Source organism: Lachnospira multipara ATCC 19207 (assembly GCF_000424105.1).
Lineage (GTDB): Bacteria > Bacillota > Clostridia > Lachnospirales > Lachnospiraceae > Lachnospira > Lachnospira multipara.
This window is the reverse complement of sequence record NZ_AUJG01000002.1, coordinates 1-21,279: the sequence shown is the minus strand read 5'-3', so window position 1 is coordinate 21,279 and position 21,279 is coordinate 1. Positions and strand designations below refer to the sequence as shown.

31 protein-coding genes and 2 pseudogenes are annotated in these 21,279 nt (G+C 37.1%); 2 read left to right on the top strand and 31 right to left on the bottom strand.

Translation table 11 applies throughout. From position 1 onward, the window contains the following. Positions 1–54 precede the first annotated feature (54 nt). From G600_RS0102550 to G600_RS0102520, 7 genes are all read right to left on the bottom strand, one after another. Positions 55–597, bottom strand: a complete 543-nt coding sequence (locus G600_RS0102550; protein WP_027430528.1) for a DapH/DapD/GlmU-related protein — start codon at positions 595–597, stop codon at positions 55–57. 52 nt (positions 598–649) lie between these two features. After that, complete coding sequence (locus G600_RS0102545) at positions 650–1,282, bottom strand: sugar O-acetyltransferase (RefSeq protein ID WP_027430527.1); 633 nt, start codon at positions 1,280–1,282, stop codon at positions 650–652. Positions 1,283–1,500: 218 nt separating this feature from the next. After that, positions 1,501–2,319 (bottom strand): SDR family oxidoreductase, encoded by an 819-nt coding sequence (locus tag G600_RS0102540; RefSeq protein WP_027430526.1) that lies wholly within the window; start codon positions 2,317–2,319, stop codon positions 1,501–1,503. A 31-nt stretch (positions 2,320–2,350) separates the two neighbouring features. Next, positions 2,351–3,454, bottom strand: coding sequence for a hypothetical protein (locus tag G600_RS0102535; RefSeq protein ID WP_155885926.1), 1,104 nt, complete (start codon positions 3,452–3,454; stop codon positions 2,351–2,353). Continuing rightward, the gene (locus G600_RS0102530; protein WP_027430524.1) at positions 3,405–3,713 is read right to left on the bottom strand and encodes a hypothetical protein; all 309 of its coding nucleotides are present in this window, start codon (positions 3,711–3,713) and stop codon (positions 3,405–3,407) included. Before G600_RS0102530 ends, G600_RS0102535 begins: the two co-directional genes overlap by 50 nt. A gap of 76 nt (positions 3,714–3,789) precedes the next feature. Further along, entirely contained in the window at positions 3,790–4,809 is a 1,020-nt protein-coding gene (locus G600_RS0102525; protein ID WP_027430523.1) for an NAD-dependent epimerase/dehydratase family protein, read from the bottom strand. A gap of 197 nt (positions 4,810–5,006) precedes the next feature. Continuing rightward, positions 5,007–5,903: a LysR family transcriptional regulator gene (locus G600_RS0102520; RefSeq protein ID WP_027430522.1), complete on the bottom strand. Its 897-nt coding sequence runs from the start codon at positions 5,901–5,903 to the stop codon at positions 5,007–5,009. A 74-nt stretch (positions 5,904–5,977) separates the two neighbouring features. Between G600_RS0102520 and G600_RS13550 the strand changes: the two are divergent. Then, positions 5,978–6,346 (top strand): annotated as a pseudogene (locus G600_RS13550) (DUF1097 family protein); the annotation flags it as partial. 32 nt (positions 6,347–6,378) lie between these two features. Further along, entirely contained in the window at positions 6,379–7,167 is a 789-nt protein-coding gene (locus G600_RS0102510; protein WP_027430521.1) for a DAPG hydrolase family protein, read from the top strand. Positions 7,168–7,265: 98 nt separating this feature from the next. Here the strand turns inward: G600_RS0102510 and G600_RS0102505 are convergent, their stop codons facing one another. The 24 genes and pseudogenes from G600_RS0102505 to G600_RS0102395 all read right to left on the bottom strand — a co-directional run. Further along, a complete protein-coding gene (locus G600_RS0102505) occupies positions 7,266–7,916 on the bottom strand; it encodes a CatA-like O-acetyltransferase, family 3 (RefSeq protein WP_027430520.1) in 651 nt (216 codons plus the stop codon). Between the two features lie 25 nt (positions 7,917–7,941). Further along, complete coding sequence (locus G600_RS0102500) at positions 7,942–8,295, bottom strand: immunity protein Imm33 domain-containing protein (protein WP_051195327.1); 354 nt, start codon at positions 8,293–8,295, stop codon at positions 7,942–7,944. Positions 8,296–8,322: 27 nt separating this feature from the next. Next, entirely contained in the window at positions 8,323–8,517 is a 195-nt protein-coding gene (locus G600_RS0102495) for a hypothetical protein (RefSeq protein WP_027430518.1), read from the bottom strand. Beyond that, entirely contained in the window at positions 8,508–8,705 is a 198-nt protein-coding gene (locus tag G600_RS0102490; protein WP_155885925.1) for a hypothetical protein, read from the bottom strand. Before G600_RS0102490 ends, G600_RS0102495 begins: the two co-directional genes overlap by 10 nt. A 24-nt stretch (positions 8,706–8,729) precedes the next feature. Continuing rightward, the gene (locus tag G600_RS0102485) at positions 8,730–9,173 is read right to left on the bottom strand and encodes a hypothetical protein (RefSeq protein WP_027430516.1); all 444 of its coding nucleotides are present in this window, start codon (positions 9,171–9,173) and stop codon (positions 8,730–8,732) included. Between the two features lie 91 nt (positions 9,174–9,264). After that, entirely contained in the window at positions 9,265–10,014 is a 750-nt protein-coding gene (locus G600_RS0102480) for an N-acetyltransferase (protein WP_027430515.1), read from the bottom strand. Positions 10,015–10,086: 72 nt separating this feature from the next. Continuing rightward, positions 10,087–10,455, bottom strand: coding sequence for a DUF2085 domain-containing protein (locus G600_RS13545; RefSeq protein WP_034245339.1), 369 nt, complete (start codon positions 10,453–10,455; stop codon positions 10,087–10,089). Next, a complete protein-coding gene (locus tag G600_RS0102470) occupies positions 10,455–10,664 on the bottom strand; it encodes a hypothetical protein (RefSeq protein ID WP_027430514.1) in 210 nt (69 codons plus the stop codon). The genes G600_RS13545 and G600_RS0102470 overlap by 1 nt, the downstream gene beginning before the upstream one ends. 37 nt (positions 10,665–10,701) lie before the next feature. Beyond that, entirely contained in the window at positions 10,702–11,667 is a 966-nt protein-coding gene (locus tag G600_RS15370; RefSeq protein ID WP_081669385.1) for a GNAT family N-acetyltransferase, read from the bottom strand. A 287-nt stretch (positions 11,668–11,954) separates the two neighbouring features. Beyond that, positions 11,955–12,452 carry a helix-turn-helix domain-containing protein gene (locus tag G600_RS0102460; protein WP_027430513.1) on the bottom strand — a complete coding sequence of 166 codons (498 nt, stop codon included), beginning with the start codon at positions 12,450–12,452 and terminating at the stop codon, positions 11,955–11,957. A gap of 161 nt (positions 12,453–12,613) precedes the next feature. Further along, positions 12,614–13,411, bottom strand: coding sequence for a carbon-nitrogen hydrolase family protein (locus G600_RS0102455; protein WP_027430512.1), 798 nt, complete (start codon positions 13,409–13,411; stop codon positions 12,614–12,616). A 66-nt stretch (positions 13,412–13,477) separates the two neighbouring features. After that, entirely contained in the window at positions 13,478–14,227 is a 750-nt protein-coding gene (locus G600_RS0102450) for a hypothetical protein (RefSeq protein ID WP_027430511.1), read from the bottom strand. Further along, positions 14,221–15,168 carry a hypothetical protein gene (locus G600_RS0102445; protein ID WP_027430510.1) on the bottom strand — a complete coding sequence of 316 codons (948 nt, stop codon included), beginning with the start codon at positions 15,166–15,168 and terminating at the stop codon, positions 14,221–14,223. Before G600_RS0102445 ends, G600_RS0102450 begins: the two co-directional genes overlap by 7 nt. A 366-nt stretch (positions 15,169–15,534) precedes the next feature. Then, complete coding sequence (locus tag G600_RS16220; protein WP_408605547.1) at positions 15,535–15,750, bottom strand: GNAT family N-acetyltransferase; 216 nt, start codon at positions 15,748–15,750, stop codon at positions 15,535–15,537. An 83-nt stretch (positions 15,751–15,833) separates the two neighbouring features. Then, positions 15,834–16,490: a C39 family peptidase gene (locus G600_RS0102440; RefSeq protein WP_027430509.1), complete on the bottom strand. Its 657-nt coding sequence runs from the start codon at positions 16,488–16,490 to the stop codon at positions 15,834–15,836. 33 nt (positions 16,491–16,523) lie between these two features. After that, on the bottom strand, positions 16,524–17,195 hold the full coding sequence (locus G600_RS0102435; RefSeq protein ID WP_027430508.1) for a methyltransferase family protein: 672 nt from the start codon (positions 17,193–17,195) through the stop codon (positions 16,524–16,526). A gap of 20 nt (positions 17,196–17,215) precedes the next feature. Continuing rightward, positions 17,216–17,737 (bottom strand): DUF4256 domain-containing protein, encoded by a 522-nt coding sequence (locus G600_RS0102430; RefSeq protein WP_027430507.1) that lies wholly within the window; start codon positions 17,735–17,737, stop codon positions 17,216–17,218. Positions 17,738–17,771: 34 nt separating this feature from the next. After that, positions 17,772–17,861, bottom strand: a pseudogene (locus G600_RS16135) (VOC family protein); the annotation flags it as partial. A 32-nt stretch (positions 17,862–17,893) separates the two neighbouring features. Then, positions 17,894–18,337 (bottom strand): GNAT family N-acetyltransferase, encoded by a 444-nt coding sequence (locus G600_RS13535; protein ID WP_051195326.1) that lies wholly within the window; start codon positions 18,335–18,337, stop codon positions 17,894–17,896. 20 nt (positions 18,338–18,357) lie between these two features. Next, positions 18,358–19,104, bottom strand: coding sequence for an N-acetyltransferase (locus G600_RS0102415; RefSeq protein ID WP_027430506.1), 747 nt, complete (start codon positions 19,102–19,104; stop codon positions 18,358–18,360). Positions 19,105–19,241: 137 nt separating this feature from the next. Continuing rightward, positions 19,242–20,042, bottom strand: coding sequence for a hypothetical protein (locus G600_RS0102410; RefSeq protein ID WP_027430505.1), 801 nt, complete (start codon positions 20,040–20,042; stop codon positions 19,242–19,244). Between the two features lie 87 nt (positions 20,043–20,129). Continuing rightward, a complete protein-coding gene (locus G600_RS0102405) occupies positions 20,130–20,564 on the bottom strand; it encodes a cytidine deaminase family protein (protein WP_027430504.1) in 435 nt (144 codons plus the stop codon). A gap of 25 nt (positions 20,565–20,589) precedes the next feature. Further along, positions 20,590–21,015: a GNAT family N-acetyltransferase gene (locus G600_RS0102400; RefSeq protein WP_330361968.1), complete on the bottom strand. Its 426-nt coding sequence runs from the start codon at positions 21,013–21,015 to the stop codon at positions 20,590–20,592. Between the two features lie 72 nt (positions 21,016–21,087). After that, positions 21,088–21,279: GNAT family N-acetyltransferase (locus G600_RS0102395; RefSeq protein WP_027430502.1), on the bottom strand; the 192-nt coding region annotated here is incomplete at its 5' end.

The following is a 21,279-nucleotide window of genomic DNA, read 5'->3' as shown; positions in this document are numbered from 1 at the left end:
ATTTCACTTTGCAAAAAATTTATTTCCCTTAGTGAACAAAATCTAACTACAATATTATTTAAACTTCTCAGCATCCAATGTCTTGATCACTCTTGCCGGACTTCCTACTACAACCTCATAGTCTCCTACATCATGTGTTACTACAGATGCAGCTCCTACAATTGCGAACTTACCAATTGTTACTCCTGATAATATGGTTGCCCCTGCGCCAATCCATGCCCCATCCTTAATTACGATAGGCTTGCAGGTAAGAATCTGTCTGTCATAGGAATCATGATTGTTGGATAAAAGCTGCACATTTCCAGCAATCTGCACATTATCTCCGATAGTAATGCCTCCTCTTGACATAGCAAGAAGATTACTGTTGATAAAACAATGCTTACCTATGACAAGCTTCTCCATGGCAGCTCCCCCAAGAGGTGCTGCAACATATGAGCCTTCACCAATTCTGTCTTCGAATAACTCTTTAAGCACACCCATATATTCCTCTGTACGTGGCATGGTATGATTCAGCTTGAACATCAACTGTGCCTGCCTGTCATATATTGCCTGTTCCTCAGGTGTGCGTTCTCTCATATCTACTCTTAATTCTTCCATAATTTCACCTTCAACTCCTCTTTCTATACTAATTTCTCAAATGCGATCCTTTTTATTCTGCAAAGCCTCGCTCCACGATGTCATTCCAGGCTTCATCATCTATCATCTCATCTTTAAAAAGCTTTTTCCTGTCGTCCTCAGTAATCGTTCTCTTTACCCTGCATGGATTACCTACCGCAATACTCCAGGCCGGAATATCTCTTGTAACAACACTGCCTGCCCCTATTACAACATTATCTCCGATATTAACTCCCGGGCAGATTACTGTGTTGCCACCAATCCATACATTATCACCTATGGATATTGCTTTTCCGTATTCATAAGCAGAATTGCGAGTGCTTGGATATATGGGATGACCTGCCGTATATATAGCTACATTAGGTGCCATCTGGCAGTTATCTCCGATAGTAACATTTGCAACATCTATAATTGTGCAATTATAGTTGGCAAAAAAATTCTTTCCCACTTTAATATTATTTCCATAATCACAATAAAATGGCGGATTTATAAAAGCGCCTTCGGATTCCGGCAAAAGTTCTGCTACAACCTCACGGATTCCATCAAAATCACTTCTATCCATGAAGTTGAGTTTTTGCAATATCTTTCTACATTTTTTCTGTTCTGCCATTAAAACATCATCGCAAATATAAGCAATTTCTTTGTCTCTTCGTTCTATATTTTTCATTTAAAAAACCTCTTCAAAATACCTTTCTACCTGGTTCTAACTCAAACCAGCGCCTAAAATAATTCTAGAACAATTTAATGGAATTTACAATTTTTTATAAAACATATCAATCATATTCTTTTAATTTCGAAATATGCTCCTGTCCGGAAATCTCGCTATATTTGTCAATCAAAAATAACTTCTGGTCCATTGGACCAGAAGTTAAATCATCTTTGTTATTATTTCCTAAATCTCTTTCCGTTTGTACTGCCTCCATCAACAAGCACATCTACACCAGCAAGATATCCGTTCCTTTCATCTGCTACAGTAGCAATTGCAAATCCAAGCTCATCCGGAGTACCCATCCTTTTTTCGGCTGCATATTCAAGCATGCTGGCACCTTCCTTTTCTTCAAGTTTGCCCATGTCAGTCGCAATAAGTCCTGGACTTAAAGAGCACACACGGATTCCTTTCTGCCCATACTCAAAAGCACACTTCTGTGCATACCAGACAACGAAGCTCTTGGAAAGAGCATAAGCAAAGCCTGACTTCTGATAATCCGTTTTGGCAAGGTTACTTGTTTTGATACATTTTGCTAAAAATTTAGCTTCATCTGTTTCAGCAAGGGCAAAGGTCTTTTTATTTAGGAGAATCTTCGGTAATGCATATGCAGAATTTGAGGATATATCCACTATAACACTGCCCCTTGGCATCACTTTTGAAAATTCCTGATTGATATAAACTGTACCAAGCGCATTAACTCTAAGAAGCAGTTCAGGCTTTGCCATGTTCGGCGACATTCCCGCTGCATTGATAACATTTCTGATAGTTCCTTTTGAAGCTGCAAACTCCACCAGCTTTTTTACGCTTTCCCGGTCTGACGTATCACATGTGCAGGCATATGCTTCATGCCCACCTTCCTTTAACTGTTCCACAGCCTTTTCAAGCTTGGAGATAGTCCTTCCTGATACAATTATTATCTTATCCTTTGGCATCTGAAGAGCTGCTGAAAGCCCCATACCACTGCCACCACCTGTTACTACACATACATCGCTCATTTATCTATCCTCCTTATTTTTTATTGAAAATTTACGAAATCAACAATGAGGAAGCATTTTCCACTAGTTTCTGCATCTCTTCTTTAGTATTCTTGGTTGGATCAAAGCTCTTCATTGTGCCTGATGCAACATCATAATATAGCGCAGTAATCTGAGGGCTCATATTTCTGGCCGCTTCTGCACGTTCCTTTGCAGCCTGCGATGAGGCCTTTGCAGCAGCAACAAACTTATCAAACCAGTCTCTTACCAGTTCCCCAGTGTCTGCCGGTGATGTTATGATTTCTGAGAGTTCATCAAATGGTGTTTCAAATATGATTTCATCAGATACTACTAAATCTATTCCTGCATTTTCAAACTGCTTCTTAAGTGCATTTACATATTTATCAGTCGAAAAATCCTGTGTCAGATCAATGATAAATTTTCCACTCTGACATGTCATATTGAGCACAAGACCGCTTGAACAGTTTGAATACAAATGTACCTCATCCACAAGTTCACTCGGCATATCAAACTGACCTATGTAACTTATAAGATAAGTGTCCAGCGCAAGATTTTCCATGAATCCAAGTAGTTTCTGTCTTCCTGCAAATGAATGAAAATGTCCTATGACACTCAAAAGCATATTAATATTGTTAAATTCCTTTGCACAGTAATCATGCTCTTTCTGGGCATTGAGAAGCTTTTTATATTTCGCAGCTAATTCACTGTCTGAAAGGTTCTCCTCTTCTTTTCCGTAAGGCAGAGTCATACTCTTAACACAGTTTTTGAAGGTATCATCACAAGCTAATATATGTCTTGCGTCCATAGGGAAATTGCTTACTATAGTCTTATCACAGTCTAAAGAAATCTCTTTTATCCCTCTACTCATCAATATGCTCAGATATGTGATCGGAGATGCGCCAATGCTCTTGCAGGCATCCATAAACTGCTTCTGTGAAAAACTGATCTCATAACGTCTATGATCATCTTTATTCTTTGTTTCAGGAAGCTTATATCCCTTGCCAGACAGGCCTTCAATCTTCATGCTTTTTCCATTTAGCTCGTACTTCTTTTCACATGGATCAGTAAGTTCGGCTACCGATAGTTCAGATGAGATGATAATTGTTACTATGTCCACCCAGTGGGATAAATCCATCTTTGTGATGTGCTTCAAGCTTCATTTCATTCCTTACCGCATAGAAATCTCCATCTTTTTCTATGAATTTGACACCAAAGTAAGGATATCTGATGAGAGTGTCTGCTATTGCCAGTTCCAGAAGTTCACCATTTATGTCTTCCCTCATCCTAACATCATAAACCTCACTTGGAAGGCCCTTGGATCTATATAAATAAGGCATTCCAGACAAAGCCTTGTCACCATTCTTAAGTATTGTTTCTACATTCTTATTTTCCATAATTATAATTCTCCTATTATCGCTTTAGCAAGTTTCAAAGTTTCAAAGTTTCGAAATTTCAAAAGCATATTAAAAATTATGCTATTTTTCCAGTTTCTTTGAGCCATCTGATCTCGTCACGTATGGTCTCTCTGTAAGATCTTGTAGTATAACCAAGTTCCTTTTTTGCTTTACTTGAATCAAAGCGATTATTTCTTGCAAGGTTGTAAACGGAGAAGGTTGTCATAAGCGGCTTATCTCCTGTCTTTTTGGCTTTTTTCTCAAGTATCTTTGCAATGAAGTTTGCTGCTGATATCGGTAAAAAGAACTTCATCTGTTTACATCCGCTCTCCTCTGAAACAAGCTTTGTAAAATCCTTAAAGCTGACAGGCTCATTTCCAAGAATGTAGCACTCTCCGCTTTTTCCTTTATCCGCTGCTCCAATGAGTCCGTCAGCCAAATCCCTTACATCACAAAGGTTAAAGCTTCCGTCAATTCCGGCAGGCATCTCACCATTGATGATATCAACTAAAGTCTTTGTGGTCTCACCCATTGCAAAGTCCTCAGGTCCAAGGATTCCTGAAGGGTGAACTACACATGCATTAAGCCCTTCCTTTGCAGCCTTGAGCACCACATTTGTTGCCATAGCCTTTGACAATGAATAGCAGCCTTTGATTCTCTCAGGGTCAAGTGGAATCGACCCTTCACACTCTCTTATGCTTCCTTTTTCTTCCTCAGGTATTGCGCCTGTTGATGAACAGTAGACAAGTTTTGATACATTGTGCTTTCTGCACATCTCTATGATATTTTCTGTTCCTCCGACGTTCACATCCATAACCTTCTGGCTGTAATCAGGGTTAACTGTTACGATACTTGCTATGTGGAGCACAATTGCCTCTGTACTTTCAGGCGTCTCAAAGAATCTCTCCAAGTCATCTTTATTACAAAGATCTCCGTATACGATTTCTACTTCTTTAGGAAGATATGCGGCTGACTTATCACCTTCAAGGACAAATGCCCTTACTTTTTCATTTCTATCAACAAGCTTTCTGCAGACTGTGCTTCCAAGAAATCCTGCTGCTCCTGTTACTAAATACATCTTATTTGTTTGACTCATATATCTTTTCCTTTCTTATTTTCAATCTGTTTTCTTGCTCTCTGTTTTGAGCTTGAAGTCATTATAAAAAAATGAGCCTACAAAAAGAACAACACTTTTTGCAAAATGTGTTGATTTAGGGAGTACAGGCCCCGACACGTTTTGTAAAAAGTGTTGATTTATAAGTTCGATATACTGTTTTTACTGCTCTATAATAACTATTTATATGTGTAATAACTTTTTATATGCTTCAAAAGAGCACTCTCTTCAGATGAAAGCTTTCTTTTCTTGTAAGCTATTATTTTTTTAAAATCTATTGGAAGATCCTTTATATGCACCAAATGTATGTCTTTTTCATATCCTCTGATTAAAGATTTACTTACAAGAGCCACGCCTTTATTCCAAGCCACATTCATCATTTGGCTTTGAACATTTGAAACTGGAATAAGCTTATTGTTTTTGGCCGCAATTGGAAATAACATGGAAGCGTAATCCTTAGAGGAAGCAGAATTATCTTCTGACAAAACATAAAAGGTCTCTTCAGCTATGTCTGTCATGGAAACACTTCGCTTTCCACTAAGCATATGTTCCTTGCTTATAGCAAGGTATAATTCAACGTCCTCAAGATTTGTAATGTTATAATCTTTAATGTAATCCAATTCTAAGTTATTAGTAAAAATAAAATCTAAATCGTTCAACTTTCTATTTAATTCGCTAAGATTATATATTTCAAAATTAACCATAATGTTTGGATGCTTTTCAGAGAATGATTTCATTATCGATGCTAAGTCGAAATCATAACCATATCCATGTAAAGCACCAATGCTAATTGTAATTTGCTCATTTCCATATAATCGCATGGCAGTCTTCGTAGTATCATGATATTCTTCAACCATTTTCGAAAATCTAGAATAAAAAAATTCTCCCGCTTCGGTCAAACAAACTGATTTACTATTACGTTCAAATAAGGATAGACCTAACTCTTTCTCTAAATGTTGAATCCACTTAGTAACAGTTGGCTGCGATATAAACAATTCCTCTGAAACTCTAGAAAAGTTCTTGCATTGAGCAACTTTTAAAAACATTTCTATCTCTTCTATTGTAACCTTGCTCATAAAACACCTCCAATTACTTAACTCATTCTCTTTTTTTATTATACCATTAACTATTCTAAGGAGTATATTCCACAAATGGTAATAAAGAGCAAGATGCATTAAGAATTATTATTGGATTTCTAATAGGTGACTTGTGGGCTTGTATTGCTCTACTTACAATGAAATTCTTATGTTTTCAGGAAGATATAGAAATGTTCATTACATTATTTATATTAGGTGGTTTAGCTATATTAATTGCAGATAGATTTGAAAAATTTATCTTCTCACCATCATTGCTAACTGGATGGGCTATAGGATTGGTTTTAATGTCATCAGCAGATATTTGTAAAATGTGCTCTTTAGCAGTACAGATTGGCATCGCCATGATAGTAGGTGTTTTGTATGTTGGTTTATTTGCAGAAAGAATTCATCAGTACTTAAAAAAGAAATTTTTAAATAACTAATTGAGATAAGAATAGGAAAGAGTAATAACATTATGAAAGTAGCAGTATCAAAGGAAGAAAGAAAGCTATCATACTTTAAATACTATGAAAAGGATTTGGCAGAAATTCCACAAGAGAAATTAGATATTTTAAATGGTAGACCTTCAATAAAATCAATTGTTCCACTAAGTGAAAAAAACTCATATTTAAGCGGTAATGACCGCGAGTATTGTCAAATTGGCTATGGAACAATGTCAGATGGAGTGGGATTCATTTGTAATGAGACATATATGCCTGGAGTTACACCTGAAATGCTTGATTGGTGGTTTCCTTGGCATAGTGTAGGTTCTGATTTAAGATATAAAATATGGGATCCAGAAGATCACTATTTTGCAAGGGCTGATAAAGCTGAGTATGTTTTGGATCCAAACGTTCCAGTAAATCAAAAGACATGGGATGTAAGTCATTACATTATTGAGGATACGGGATCAGGTCCAGATTATCTTAAACTTAATTTCAAAAGGCCTAGAGATTTTGGATATGATGAATCTCTTATTGGCAGCGAAAAGTGTGCTTCTATGGTCTGTGCAATTGGAGAAGGAAATTGTGCAGCTGCAATGACTCACAAATGGTATCCATACAAAGATGGTGTAATGTTATGTTCACGATTTTGGATTGGCGTAAAAATGACTGAAGATGGCGAGCTTATAAAAGCTTTACCTGAAGGTGTGAGCGTTCCAGAATCTGTTTCAAAGAATCTATATGCTCATAATATTAAGGAATTTACTAACTTAGCATCTTTCCTTCCACAATTGTATAGCGAAAATAAAGATAACTTTTAAATGAAGACAAAAAAGCCCCAAAAAGGCAACAAATTCTTGCCTTTTCGGGGTTTTAGAAAAACTAAAATTGCCTAAATATGTAAAATAAGTTTGTGCGATTATGACTCAACAAAAGAATTGATTTCCTTCTCCAAAAGACGAAATACATTAGCAACCAAATATCCATCTGCAATTGCGTGATTAAGTCGAACAGTTACAGGCATAACTAGTCTACCGTTTTCCTCTCTGTATTTTCCCCAATTGATAATAGGAGAAAAGAATAAATGTCCATCAGGCAATTCAATATTAAGCGAGTCATATGAAAGCCATGATATATAAGATGCATCAAACCAGTTTGGATGATTTGCCATATCTAAACCATATTCACGAGTCTTCTTCGCTTCCTCAACATCATTTAAAGCACAAGTGTAAAACTTTTTATATTCCTCATAATACTCTGTATATACCGGCGTACAGGTTTCCGTATCTTCATGAAAAACATACTGCGTAGGATTTATCACGTCATAACAAATCAATTCATCCCTCTGCCAAAGATATCCCATTCTGTAATCTTCACGTGAATTCAAAACCTTTGAAAGAATATACAAAAAGTTGATGTAAAACTTTGTGCCATTTTTCTTAGAACATGCAACAAGTTTAGTAACGTCTATTCTTGCAGTCATTGAAGTCGAACATTTACAGTCTTCCGAGAAGTGGCGAAACACTCCTTTTCTATAGTATTTTTCTTTATCAATTATCTTATAGTTCATTTTTATTACCTCTACAAATCTGAAGTTATCGGTATTCCTTTCCCGTATTTGAATCTATAAATACTTTTCTTTGTGAGTCAAACTCCATATCTGTTCCAACAGGCATATCATATATAGCCAACACTGCTGGCTCTATTTCAATGAGCCTATCAAAATCGACAACCAGATTATTCTCCGGTACATTTATATACTCTTCGGTGTCTGTATCACCCAAAGCTCGCCAGCCATTATCGACTGGATTAACTGACTCTTCTCTGAAAATCCACTTTAATTTAGAAGTACCATCATCTAAAGATTTAGTAATGACACATCCACCCAAGTTGTGAGTTTTCAAAGTCTTCTTTTCTTCAGTTTTCTTAAACTTATCAAATAATCCCATAATACAACCTTTTATTTAATCCTTTCCTTATTTGCTCTTAACAATGTGGACTTTGAAATCCAAATAATCCTTATCAATAATGCAATTCCATACTTCAATCACACACTCATCTTTTTCAGATTCCTGATAAAGTGTCAAACTACATTCTTCATCATCTAAAAGATTATACAACTTTTGAGATACATCCGTTTTATCATTCAGCCATTTCCGGGTTAAATCCATAGCTTTTTCGACATAGCAAACTGCATCTGGTAAAAATCCTCCAGTTCCAGATTATGCTTTCCCGCTTGATAAAATGCGTCCCTGCCATATTTATTTAGGCAAAACTGCTTCACTCGCTCCAAACCATGCTCATCCAGCCACTGACGAGATAGTTCATATTCCTCTCCTGCCTCGCTATACTCGTCCATCTTTAGAACCTTACCATCTTTCAACTACTGCTGACGACTCTTCTCATACGACTCCCGTAACCCCTTGATATACGCGTGATAGGTTTCCGAGATAGGGAAAGAATCTGTCTTAGAGACGTAGTCAAAACCTTGTATATCCGGATTCGAAAACTTCTGAAGATAGGTGAACTTAACTTGTCCGTCTTCGAAGTGCATCTTGGCATCCGAATATAACTTTTGCATAAAATCGAAGTCTCTTTGCCCTAATCTATATAGAATGTTCGCCAAGGTTTCATCCACGAGATAGCCTATCTCCGTGTCCTTTTTATAGCGTTGTCCAAAAAAGGCTTCATACTCTACTTCTTCGATAGGGCAACTATGTCTGCCCCAAGCAGTATCCATATAATAAAATCGATTGTTAAACCCTTGGAACCCTAAATCCTTATAGGGATTTACATTCGGGATTGATATACTTTTTATATACAACATATTTCTTTTCTGAACCCCCTAACCCCGTCCCCATGGGACCATTTTGCAACCTACAAACTTGAATTTTGTAATTGACTTCCAATATAAACGACTAACACTTTCCTGCAAGTTTTAAGAATTTCTTATCGTTCATTTGCTCGTTTGTAACATACTCCCCATCATGGAATAACGCATAATTCGTGATTGGTGTCGGTGCATTCTGTGCTTCTTCTTTGCTTTCAAGATGTATTGCCTTGAATGCAATACCATTTTCTTTTGCCGTCTGCTCCAAAACCGGGACATATTTTGCATTGAATGGGCACTGATTCGTATAGTACAGAACATATCCCTGCTCTTCTATATGCGGATGTTTTGCACATTCCTTAAACACCGGAGCTTTTGCATGTTTATCGAACGGCATATACCAAAGCTGAATACCATTATCAGCTTCATCGCTCACGACAAATCCTTTGTACTTCAGAAACTTCGGATCAGCCAGAAACGGTTTTTTCTTTGAAGCGCAAAGAATACAAAGCCCTTTTTTCCCCTTTTCCTTACTATCCTCAATGCAGGCATTAAGTAGATTAGTAGAATATCCATGTCCTTTGAAAGCCCCGGACACCCAGAGACAGTCAATATACATATATCCATCTGCCTCTATCGGAATCCATGCGTTTTCCGCCGGGATATATTCGATAAAGCACTTTCCACGCTCTACGCTCTTTAGGAAAACAAGTCCTTCATCAAACCTCTCCGAAAGCCATGCCTTCTTAGAAGAAACCTGAACATCCTTATTATTTGATATCGCGCAGCAAATATGTTCCTCTTCGAGGTTATCTTTTGTTACATAAACATATTCCATAACCGCTCCTTTTTTATATAAAAATTTAGCTAGTACAACTAATTTTCACTAGAAGTACCAGCTTTATAAAAGTCAAAATATTGCCTGAACTAATCTAATAACTTCACTTATCAAATAAAAATAAACGTATGTCACAGCAAATCCACAAAATATACCTGTCACAACACGTCGAAAATTATTTGACATAAGTAACCTAATATACTGAATGAACCAATCAATTCCCATAATAGCAATAAATATCAGAATTGTAATCCAAGATATACGAAATCCACCTATAATACATGCTATTCCAAGTAACTCACCTATTAAAACTCCAGTGCATCGAGCACATAAAGGAAATTGATATCCAGCAATTGAAAAACTCCTGCATTCCATTTGATGGCAACCTAGCACATGACCTATATGCATTAACTTAATCCATACTTCATCCTTCTTATTCATTATCTTCGCCACTTATAACCACATGAATTACATACCCAATAATTTACATTATGGGTCTGCTTTCCTTCTCCACAAGCTCCACAAAGAATTCCTATAGGTCCAAATAATAATGCACCAAGACATCCCTTACTTGCACTGAAATCACTTCCAGAAGTATATGTTTCATTAATAACATTGCAATTTTCACTACCACATTTTGGACATATCATTTTGGCTCCTCCTATACTAAGTCAATATTTTATTATATTATAAGGTATTTTTAAAACTATAACAACTATTACCAATTTGCCAAGATGTTTTTTTGCTTGCTTCATTTTCCGGAAAACAACTTACGTTAACTTCTTCAAATCCGAAACTTGAAAGGAAATCTAATGCCTTAGCCAGCATCTTTTTTGCATATCCCTTTCTTCTTTCTGATGGGCGTACTGAATAGCCTACATGTCCTGTATATTTCTTCATTCTATCAGTTAAAACATTATGGACCTGCATGCATCCAACCATTTTCATATCTGACTTTCTGATGACAAGAAGCACATTTCCCGATTCGCCATGCTCACCCGCTTCTCGTCTTGGATTTGCCCAGCCTATGCAATAATCAACATATTCTTGTATATCTGGCATCCTCTTCATGGAAAAACAGCCATCAAAAGAAGACTCTGAATCCAACATTTCCTGCCTGTAAGCCGCTATTTCATTTGCCAATGCCATAGTAGGCTCAACAAAAAGCAGTTCATCTTCCGGAATATCTTTTCCCGGAATGTATTCTACGCTGAACTTCTCACATACTACACGTGATTCCTGTGTAAATGGCTTATCCGTTTCATTAAGGCAATCCTTGAAAAAACTTGTGTGAACATCACGCCAATATTTTAGTGATCTGTCGCCTTCACCTTCTGCATAAGCATGAAATGGTGGTACGTCCCCAAATGCCCTCACATATACATCATAGTCTCTAATTACACAAATAGCCTCATCTTTACTGTTCAAAATCACGCTATAATCCCCTGGCTTGGGAATCTCATCCAGAGCATTCTCCATTACATATTCGTCATAGGAGCTCGCGGTTCCAAATTTCTTTCCCTTCAAAACAAGTTCCGCAAGCCTATCCGTATCAGCCTCTGTGGCACCTCCAAAGGCCCATGCTTCATAAGGTGTATTTATATCAATATTATTTTTTGAACAGAATTCTGCCCATAACTCTTTATCTGTCATTATGTCTTCCTCATGTTGTAATTATTATTAGTCAGTTATGCTGAAATATTATTTGCCAACATCTTCAATAAATTCATTTACTCAGTGACTGATGATTATATTGATCCAAGAGAACAAGCGCGTCTGTATAAAGGTTTGCTGCTCGAAGAACTTCTGCTTCTTCGATATCTAATGAATTTGTAATAATCTTTGATTGAATCTCAACAGTTTTGTTCAAAGCAGCTAAACGTTTCCCTTATTCACTGGAACAGAAAGCTTTATCTCCTTATCCTTTGTTTCAAATAATACTATTTCATTTCTCGTCTTGTCTTAATCTTTCCTAAAAGTCCAGAAAGATACACTGCAAGGACTATTAATATACCACAATCTAACCCAAGACCTGCACCTGCTACTCTTTCATAGACAGTTCCAGGTGTATCTAATCCTGTAAATTCAATAATCACGAACGCAATCATTCCTATTATTGCAATAACCGTAAGTACAAATAACCTTCCTTTAATTTTCTGATTAATTGTCTCTGTATAATCAGATAATTTCAATACTGTTTCTTTTACTTCTTCATTCATATTCTCGCTTTTCCTTTCTCCATCAATGATTTCAGGTATACTAACATCATAAAAATCAGCCAATTCAGCCAACAAACTAATATCAGGCATATTAGAACCTGTTTCCCATCTAGAAACCGTTCGTCCTGAAACTTTTATCTTTTCGGCAAGCTGTTCCTGTGTAATATCCTTTTCTTTCCTAAGTTCTTTTAAAAAACGTCCAATCTTTTTCTGATCCATACTGTTTCCTCCTTTCATTGACAGAGTAATATTATTCTACTAAACATAACACGACACAAAGCGAGAAAATGTCGTATTTACGCTATTGGACAAATCTGTCTAGTATTATTTATATTGGCTTTAGCCCCAAAAACTTGAATTGTCGTCATTTACAATTATCTTCACTCATACAGATCCGTTCTTCGAAGAGATGTGTATGGCCGTTGGTGACGTTTTAGGGTTGCTCCGGAAAGATTCACCTCTGCCAGCATTAACTCTTCCTGATCTCCCGCCATTTCAATCGTCTCGCCATCAAAACCTGCAACTAGCGACTCGCCGGAGAACTCCATGCTTCCTTCCACTCCAACTCTGTTGCACATTGCTACATTGACACTGTTTTGGAATGCTTGAACCTTTATCTCCCATTGAAACACATCAGAAGGCTCTGACTTAGTATTTGCTGTAGGGACAATAATCAGCTCCGCACCGCGTAGAACTTCCGTACGAATGCTCTCAGGATAATGGCGATCAAAGCACACAACAATCCCGATTTTACCTAACTTCGTATCAAAAACCATAAACCCTTCTTCAGACGGAGTGTAATAGCTCTGCTCATAGAACATTTCACATTGAGCGACATGAACCATCTTCTGTCTGCCGATGATTTCTCCCTGATCATCAATCAAAAGGCTCATATCGTATCTATGCCCTTTTTCCTCAATATAAAAGTTGGGGGAAGCAAATATGTGGTTTTCCCGGCATGCATCTCTTATTCCCTTCACATATTGACTATCTTCCGTAAGAACATATTGCTCCACATCGCGGTCAGGATTTTGAGGAAAAAAGGGACATAACTGAATCTCAGGAAAGCAAATTAGTTCCGCTTTATTCTCCGCAGCCTGCCTGATAAATTGCAGCGACTTTTCATAGTTGCTCCGAATAACAGATGACATCTTCATCTGAGCTAATGCAATTCTCATTCTCTTCTCCTTCACAAATTCCGATTTATAAATTTCATTATCCCAAAAATACGTACTTATTGAGCCTTAAGCTTCGAAAACACTTATCAAGCGACTCACCACCTGATCATTTGTAACTCTATACGTCTTTAAACTATTCTGGTCAAATTCATCTTCTCGAAGATTATTAATGAAATGGCGAATATCCTCCATAACAGATTCTGGCAAATCCGATACAGGATTCAAAACCATCTCAACCGCCAATCTCAAAACATCTTTCTTATGCTTTTTAATATCCGCAGAGTCCACCTTTTCTCCTTTTGCTTTTCGTGAACTCAAGTCCAAATACGCCTTAGCCTTAAATAAAATCAAATACTCTGGTCTTAAAACAGAAAATCCATTCTCTATCACTCGTCCATTCAAAAGGACCTTATAATAATCATCATCCAAAAGAATGGCCGATAGGCTTGAAATATCATCACTCACATGAAGTGGTGTTATACCAATGTGACTTTTAAGCTCAAAATCTGTTCGAGAAAATAACTCTATCATTTTTGGAAAGCCTTCTACCTGCGGTTTATCAAAACGATAGAACTGTGGCTTTCCCGTACTTCCACTTATATGCCTATAATCACCATCTTTAATAAAATTCCAAAAGATTCCGGCAAACTCTGGTGTAAGTGTCTCTACAATGAGCACCATATCCAAATCTCTTGTTGCTCGAAAAGCTGCCTCATTCTCTGTAAATAAAATATCACATGCGGCACCACCAATTAATACATAACTATCTGAGTAGTCTTTAAAATACTCTTTAAATTTTAGCAACCCTGCTACCATACATATTCCTCCAACATTTCTCTTATAGAAATCTCAATTCTTTCATCCGCTTTTTCATTATCTGACAATGATAATAACAGTGACAGTGGATCAATAGCATCACCTTTACCGAAAGAAACCACGTAACCCACTTCCTGTATAATACAGCCAGGTTCGTCTTTTTTTATATCAACTAACCTATCCTTCAGTGCCAAATCTTTTATATCTTTCTTTGCCACGACATAAGTCGGATATTTATTATCAGATATCATCGAATATTCAGCAAGCGCTGACATTCCACCAAAGACAGGAAGATTCAGATTATCATTAATATAAAAGATATTAATCACAGGATTTCTCATATAAACTTCAATACTATTCCACAGTTCCTTTATATCATCCGATACATTGATGACACGTGACTTGCCCTTGGTTCCAAGAATTGGTATATCAAAAAAATCTATCTCGTCAAAACACCTAGAGGCAGACATTTTTGTGATGTCTAGCTGTTCTGCTGCTTTTGTAACAGTAATTCCATTCCATTTTTCATAGATTGCTGTAAGAATCATTTTTTGAGTTAAAAATGATATTCTTTGAACTGGCTTTATAGTTCTTTCACGAGCAGAATTAAGAAGGATACCTAAAAATGGAAGATATATTTCCTTATCTTCTACAATAAAAGGAATTCCATCTGCTATCATTGCATTCTTAGAGTAAGTGCTGGTATTCTTTATATACAAAGCACAACGCATATCCAAAAGCTTTTCAATTTGCCTATGGTTCTTTCGTAATTGAGCCAAATTGATTTTTTCTTTTGGAATTGCTATTAGCCACTCTATATTATGCATACTCGCAATCTTGAAATCATATAATGAAGAATAGATCATTGGAAGTCTTTTATTATAGTCTATGTCTTTAATATCTACTTCCATCCCAATGCTCTTCTCTATAAATTCTTTCATATGTAAACCTCTTTTTAAATTGTAACGTATTTTATGTTACAATTTAAAAATAGCACCTTTAGTGCCTAAAATCAAGACAAATCATATTTTAATTTCATCTGCGAATTTCGCAAATCAACAATATGTCAAGACTCGCTCGCGAGTCTTGCGCGCCGGATTCGGGTCTGCTTCAGCAGACAAATTCCTGTCCGAATCCGTGCGCATCCTCGCGGAGCGTTTAACTCAGTCGGAGCTTGTACCCCGACTGAGTTAAATTTTTGCGAAATAAAGAAGAGCAGCTATCTTCTGATAACTGCTCTATGTAACATTTATTATTAAAGTTTGAAAGAAATCGACAAACTGGAATTTGTCTCATTTAATCTAAAGTTAATTAATTGACATTTTCTTTAATGTAATCCAGTCGTCCTCTATCATCCTCTCCCCAGTAAAATCAAATCCATTCTTCTTATAAAACTTAATGCCTCGCTCATTTTGTTCTAGAACCCAAAGCCATTTTGCTCCTTTGTCTGAGGTTGCAAAACTTAATAATTTACTTCCTATCTTTTCTCCTTGAAAATGCGGTTCAACATAAAGTTTTACAATTTCATCTTGATTTAATCGAATAACCTTTTTTAATTTGTAACGTATTTTATGTTACAATTTAAAAAAGAGCACCAAAAGAGTCATTATTCCACGGAATAGAGTGTGTTCTTCTCAAACAATCCAATTGCAAATCCCATTCGCATGAATAATGGCATATGTTCATACGCCCGGAAGCTGGTGCGCTCCAATAATTCTTCCAGCGTCAGCTCTTCGTAATAGCCATAGGGATTTGCAACCGTAATCGTATCATTTGGAATGTCAGCGCCTACAATCAGGGAATAATGCAGCGTCCATTCATCCCCATACATCGCCGCCCATTCAAATGGAACCGGCTTGCCGGATTCTAAAGTTTCATACATGATATCGATAAACTCGGTATTCTTCACGTACTTATGCATGGTCGTGGTATATTCCGGGAACTGCTTGTTCATCTCCTTGCAAAAATTTTTGCCGGAGGAAGTCACAACTGTTCCATATTCATCGAAGAGACTATCCTCTGTCACATTTCCCCCATTCCATGCAGAGAACATCTCAATGACAGCATACCCACAAGAAATGTGTTGCTGAATCACTTCCACGTCAGCTACTTTTACCGGATTCTGATACTTCGGATCCGTATACACCGCCGAATAGTCATCCTGCGTTAGTGCAGTGCGAATGCTAACAATTAGGAGCAATACAAGGGGGATTGCTACCAACACGGCTAAGATTATTCCTATGATTTTTGCTGCTTTTTTCATCTTTCTTCCTTTTCTTTCCTTTATTTTGGATCATTACCAAATATACGGTATTACTTTGTATTTCACTTTTGTTTTGTACTCTTTGTATCCCTCAAGGCCCTCCTCAAGAACTGCTTCCTCATTCTTCATTCGCTTTGCAATAATCGGAATATAGAACAGTAGAATTCCAAAAGAAAACAGCGAACCAAGGATAATTCCCATTGAGAGGAACAGAACAAGCGTTGCTGAATACATTGGGTGACGAACAATGCCGTATAATCCGGTATCAATTACTTTTTGATTTTCCTGTACTTCGACCGTTCGGGAAAGGTATGTATTCTCCCTTAGGACCTCCGCATACATGGCATATGCCAATAAAAAAAGCACCGTCCCGACAATAACAGCTACGTTCGGGAGCAAAAGCCACTGAAACCGGAAGTTAAGCCCAGCAACAATAAACGCCGCCAAAAACATCACACCACTACAAACCACAACAGACTTCTGCTCTTTTTCCTTTTCTTTGGCATTCAGACGCTTTTTCAAAAGACTCGGATTCTTGAATATCAAGATGATTCCCGCAATGAGCATTGGAATAAACAAAACAGCCATCAGCAGCCATCCGTTTGGATAGAATACCGTCCCTGCCGGGACAAAAAGAAGCACTCCAAACAGCAGTAATCCCAACACATATTTTCCAATTGCCTGTAATAATAGTTTGCTTGTCATACTGTCCTCCCCCTGAGTCATCATATAAGCGTATAACCTCTGAACCCGCGCACAGAATAGTACGATTCCGCTCCGTTATGAAATGTGAAAACCGTTCCGTAACGTCGTTCACAGAACAATGCACCGCCCTTGTCGCGAATATCATCCGGCGTAGCAATCCAACTTGACGTTTTCAAATCAAATTCCCCGAGACTTTGCAGTCGGCGATAGAGTTCCTCCGTCATAATCAAAACGCCGATTTCTTTTGCTTTCCATTCGGCGCTGCCTGACGGCGGGTTTTTAGTACGCCCCTGTAATGCCTTTTCGTCATAGCACAGGCTTCTGCGACCAGAAGGGGACTCCTTTGCGCAGTCGCAGAAAATTAGCTTTCCCGTCTTTTCATCATAGCCGATGGTATCCGGTTCTCCACCGCTCTCCTCCATCCTTCTCAAAACGTCCATGGATTCCGGATGCTCAAGCAAACGTTTCTCCACGTCAAGCCAACTCAGTTCCATATGAAGATTCTTATTATCCTGAAACCTCGCTTTTAATATTTCTAACATGATTTACCCCTCCAATCCTCGCTTTGACATGCTTCAAGTAAACGACAATTCCAAACAAATCATGATAAAACTGTTTGGACTTCTCTATATCTTTAACTACAATCAATACATTTTTCAGTTTCATCATTTACCTTTCTTTCAACTGAATATTAAGTCCTATAATACTATTCTCATAGATACCGTTCCGTTTTCACAGCCTAATTCCTCAAACTCCATACGCTTATATAATTCATAGGCTGTTTTCATTACTTCAGGTTTAGTAGTAAATGTCAGTTGGTCATACCCAAGCATTCGCGATTTTTCTATCATGGAATTAAGTAGAACTCTTGCATACCCTTTCCCACGATACTCTGGTTTAATAAACAGTCGTTTTCCTTCGCAGGTCGTGGCATCTACTTTTTTTATCGCTATACAGCCTGCAGGTTTACCATTTTCATAACCAACAAGAATTGCTCCACCCTTGTAAAAATTGTTTAAATCAGCTAATTCTTTGTCAAAAGAAACAAAGCACCCCTCGGCACCTTTTATCTGAGAATACTCAATGAATAATGCTTTTGCCACTTCAGTATCATTACATTCTTTTACCTCAAAAGTTCCCAATTCTTACTATCTCCTTTTTATTATTTTCCTGCAAGTTTTAAGAATTTCTTCTCGTTCATTTGCTCGTTTGTAACATACTCCCCATCATGGAATAACGCATAATTCGTGATTGGTGTCGGTGCATTCTGTGCTTCTTCTTTGCTTTCAAGATGTATTGCCTTGAATGCAATACCATTTTCTTTTGCCGTCTGCTCCAAAACCGGAACATATTTTGCATTGAACGGGCACTGATTCGTATAGTACAGAACATATCCCTTCTCTTCTATATGCGGATGTTTTGCACATTCCTTAAACACCGGAGCTTTTGCATTTTTATCAAATGGCATATACCAAAGCTGAATACCATTATCAGCTTCATCGCTCACGACAAATCCTTTGTACTTCAGAAACTTCGGATCAGCCAGAAACGGTTTCTTCTTTGAAGCGCAAAGAATACAAAGCCCTTTTTTTCCCTTCCCCTTACTATCCTCGATGCAGGCAGTAAGTAAATCAGTAGAATATCCATGTCCTTTGAAAGCCCCGGACACCCAGAGACAGTCAATGTACATATATCCATCTGCCTCTATCGGAATCCATGCATTTTCCGCCGGGATATATTCGATAAAGCACTTTCCGCGCTCTACGCTCTTTAGGAAAACAAGTCCTTCATCAAACCTCTCCGTAAGCCATGCCTTCTTAGAAGAAACCTGAACATCCTTATTATTTGATATTGCGCAGCAAATATGCTCCTCTTCGAGGTTGTCTTTTGTTACATAAACATATTCCATAACCGCTCCTTTCAGTAATCCTAAACCTCCAAGTTACTAGCCGAATTGCCCAAATCAAGAAAAAAGTCTGGAAAAAGATTAGATTTCCAGTCTTGGAAAAGTTCAATATTTTTACAACTAATCCAAATCATACAAAATTATTTTTCCTCTATTTTACTATAGCTGTTGTTTGTTGTTATTCTATATTTGTATTCAACATCTGAGAAGTCGTCATTTGCAGATGTGACGTAAGTATGATTAAACTGCTCTTCAGTCTGCATATAATAATAAACACCATTAGGTTTATTCCCATTTTTATCCTGTATATAGCTAATTACATCCTCTGCAGCTTTTAAAGCATCCTCTTCTTTTTCAAAAGGATCAACCATGCATATGTATGTTGTAGCTGATGCTCTGGATAATGCATCCCCTTCTCCTTCTTCTAGGATATTTATTGTTGAAAACACCTCATATTCAGTTTCTGGAAACTTATCTTTTATACAATTTCTTATTTCCTGTTCATATTCGGTCATCGACTGTAATTCTAGGTAATCATCGGTATAAGTAACTTTTTTTGAATCAGATTTAGTTTCACTTTTAACGGTTACTATGCATTTACTGTCATCAACAGGATAAACTTCTAATGATGGAGCCTCAAAACCGGTTGAGTCTGCATAAAATTTATAAAATTCAAATTCCTTATCATATTTATTTTCTATATAATCTAGCATTAAGCCAATGTTTATAATATTTATTTGCTGCATAGCATCCAACTCATCATAGTTTTGTGGAAGCCCAGCTTCTTTTAATATTTTTTTCTGCTTTTCAGATAGCACTACTTCTTCATCCTGCTTTGTTTCTACCACTTCTTCATCCTGCTTTTCAGTTTTAGCTGAACATGCACCTAACATAAAAGCCATTGTAATACATGCCAATAAAATATATATTTTTCTCTTCATCTAATTTCCCTCCTCGCCATCAAAAAATCACTGATTGTATTATCTTCAACTTTCATTGATATTCCTCCCCCGAAAAATTTGAATTTGTTAGTTTTTCTTTGCTTCAGCGTAGCGTTCTTTTCCCCACCAATTTGGCATAAGCTCTTTTAAAGTGATACTTTCTCTTTTTTCGTAGTCAACCATGATTTCCATGTCTTCATTTGCTTCATCCAATTGATAATAGAATTCTCTACAGGCTCCACAAGGCATCCCGCTCCCACCTCCATTTGGAGCACTATCTCGAAAAGCAATAAACCTTTTTACTTTAGTTTGCCCACTATTTACATACATATTAAGAGCAGCTACTCTATCAGCGCATAAATTCATTACTCCGCTGCAGCTCTCAATACAAAATCCCGTATAAATCTCGCCATTATCAGCTTCAATTGCGCACACAACATTATGCGCATATATAAAGGGCGATACATCCTCCGGATGATATTGCTCCTTTGCTTTTTCATACATTCTTTGCCAAATATCCATTGAATCCTCCATTACAAATTTAAATTTATGTGTCTATTCTGATGATTTCAGCAAGAGCTTTGTTTCGATATACTAAATCATCACGGACGATAAAGCCCATTTTCTCCCAAAAGTCATTTCCAACTTCGTTTCTATCGAAAACAACCAACGCTGCCTTATTGATTCCATGTTTCTGTAATGCTTCCATAGCCGTATCTACAAGACTCTTTGCGATGCCTCGCTTTCTATATTGTGGATTTACTGCTGTATGATAAATATATCCTCTCCTACCGTCATTTCCAACAATAATCACACCAACAATATTGTTATCTACTTCTGCAACAAAACAAGTATCAGGATTTCTTTTGAGGAATTTTTCTATGCCTTCTATTGAATCATCAAGATTATTTAAACCCATCCCTGCACAGGACATCCACAGCTTATACACTTTTTTATAATCATCAATTGTCATTAAACGTATACTCATATCTATATCACAAACTCCTATTTGCCATCGTCTATAAAAACTTAAGTATAAGACCGCTTATCCGAAACTTGAAAGGAAATCTAATGCCTCAGCCAGCATCTTTTTTGCATATCCCTTTCTTCTTTCTGATGGTCGCACTGAGTAGCCAACATGTCCTGTATATTTCTTCATTCTTTCAGTTAAAACATTATGGACCTGCATGCATCCAACCATTTTCATATCTGACTTTCTGATGACAAGAAGCACATT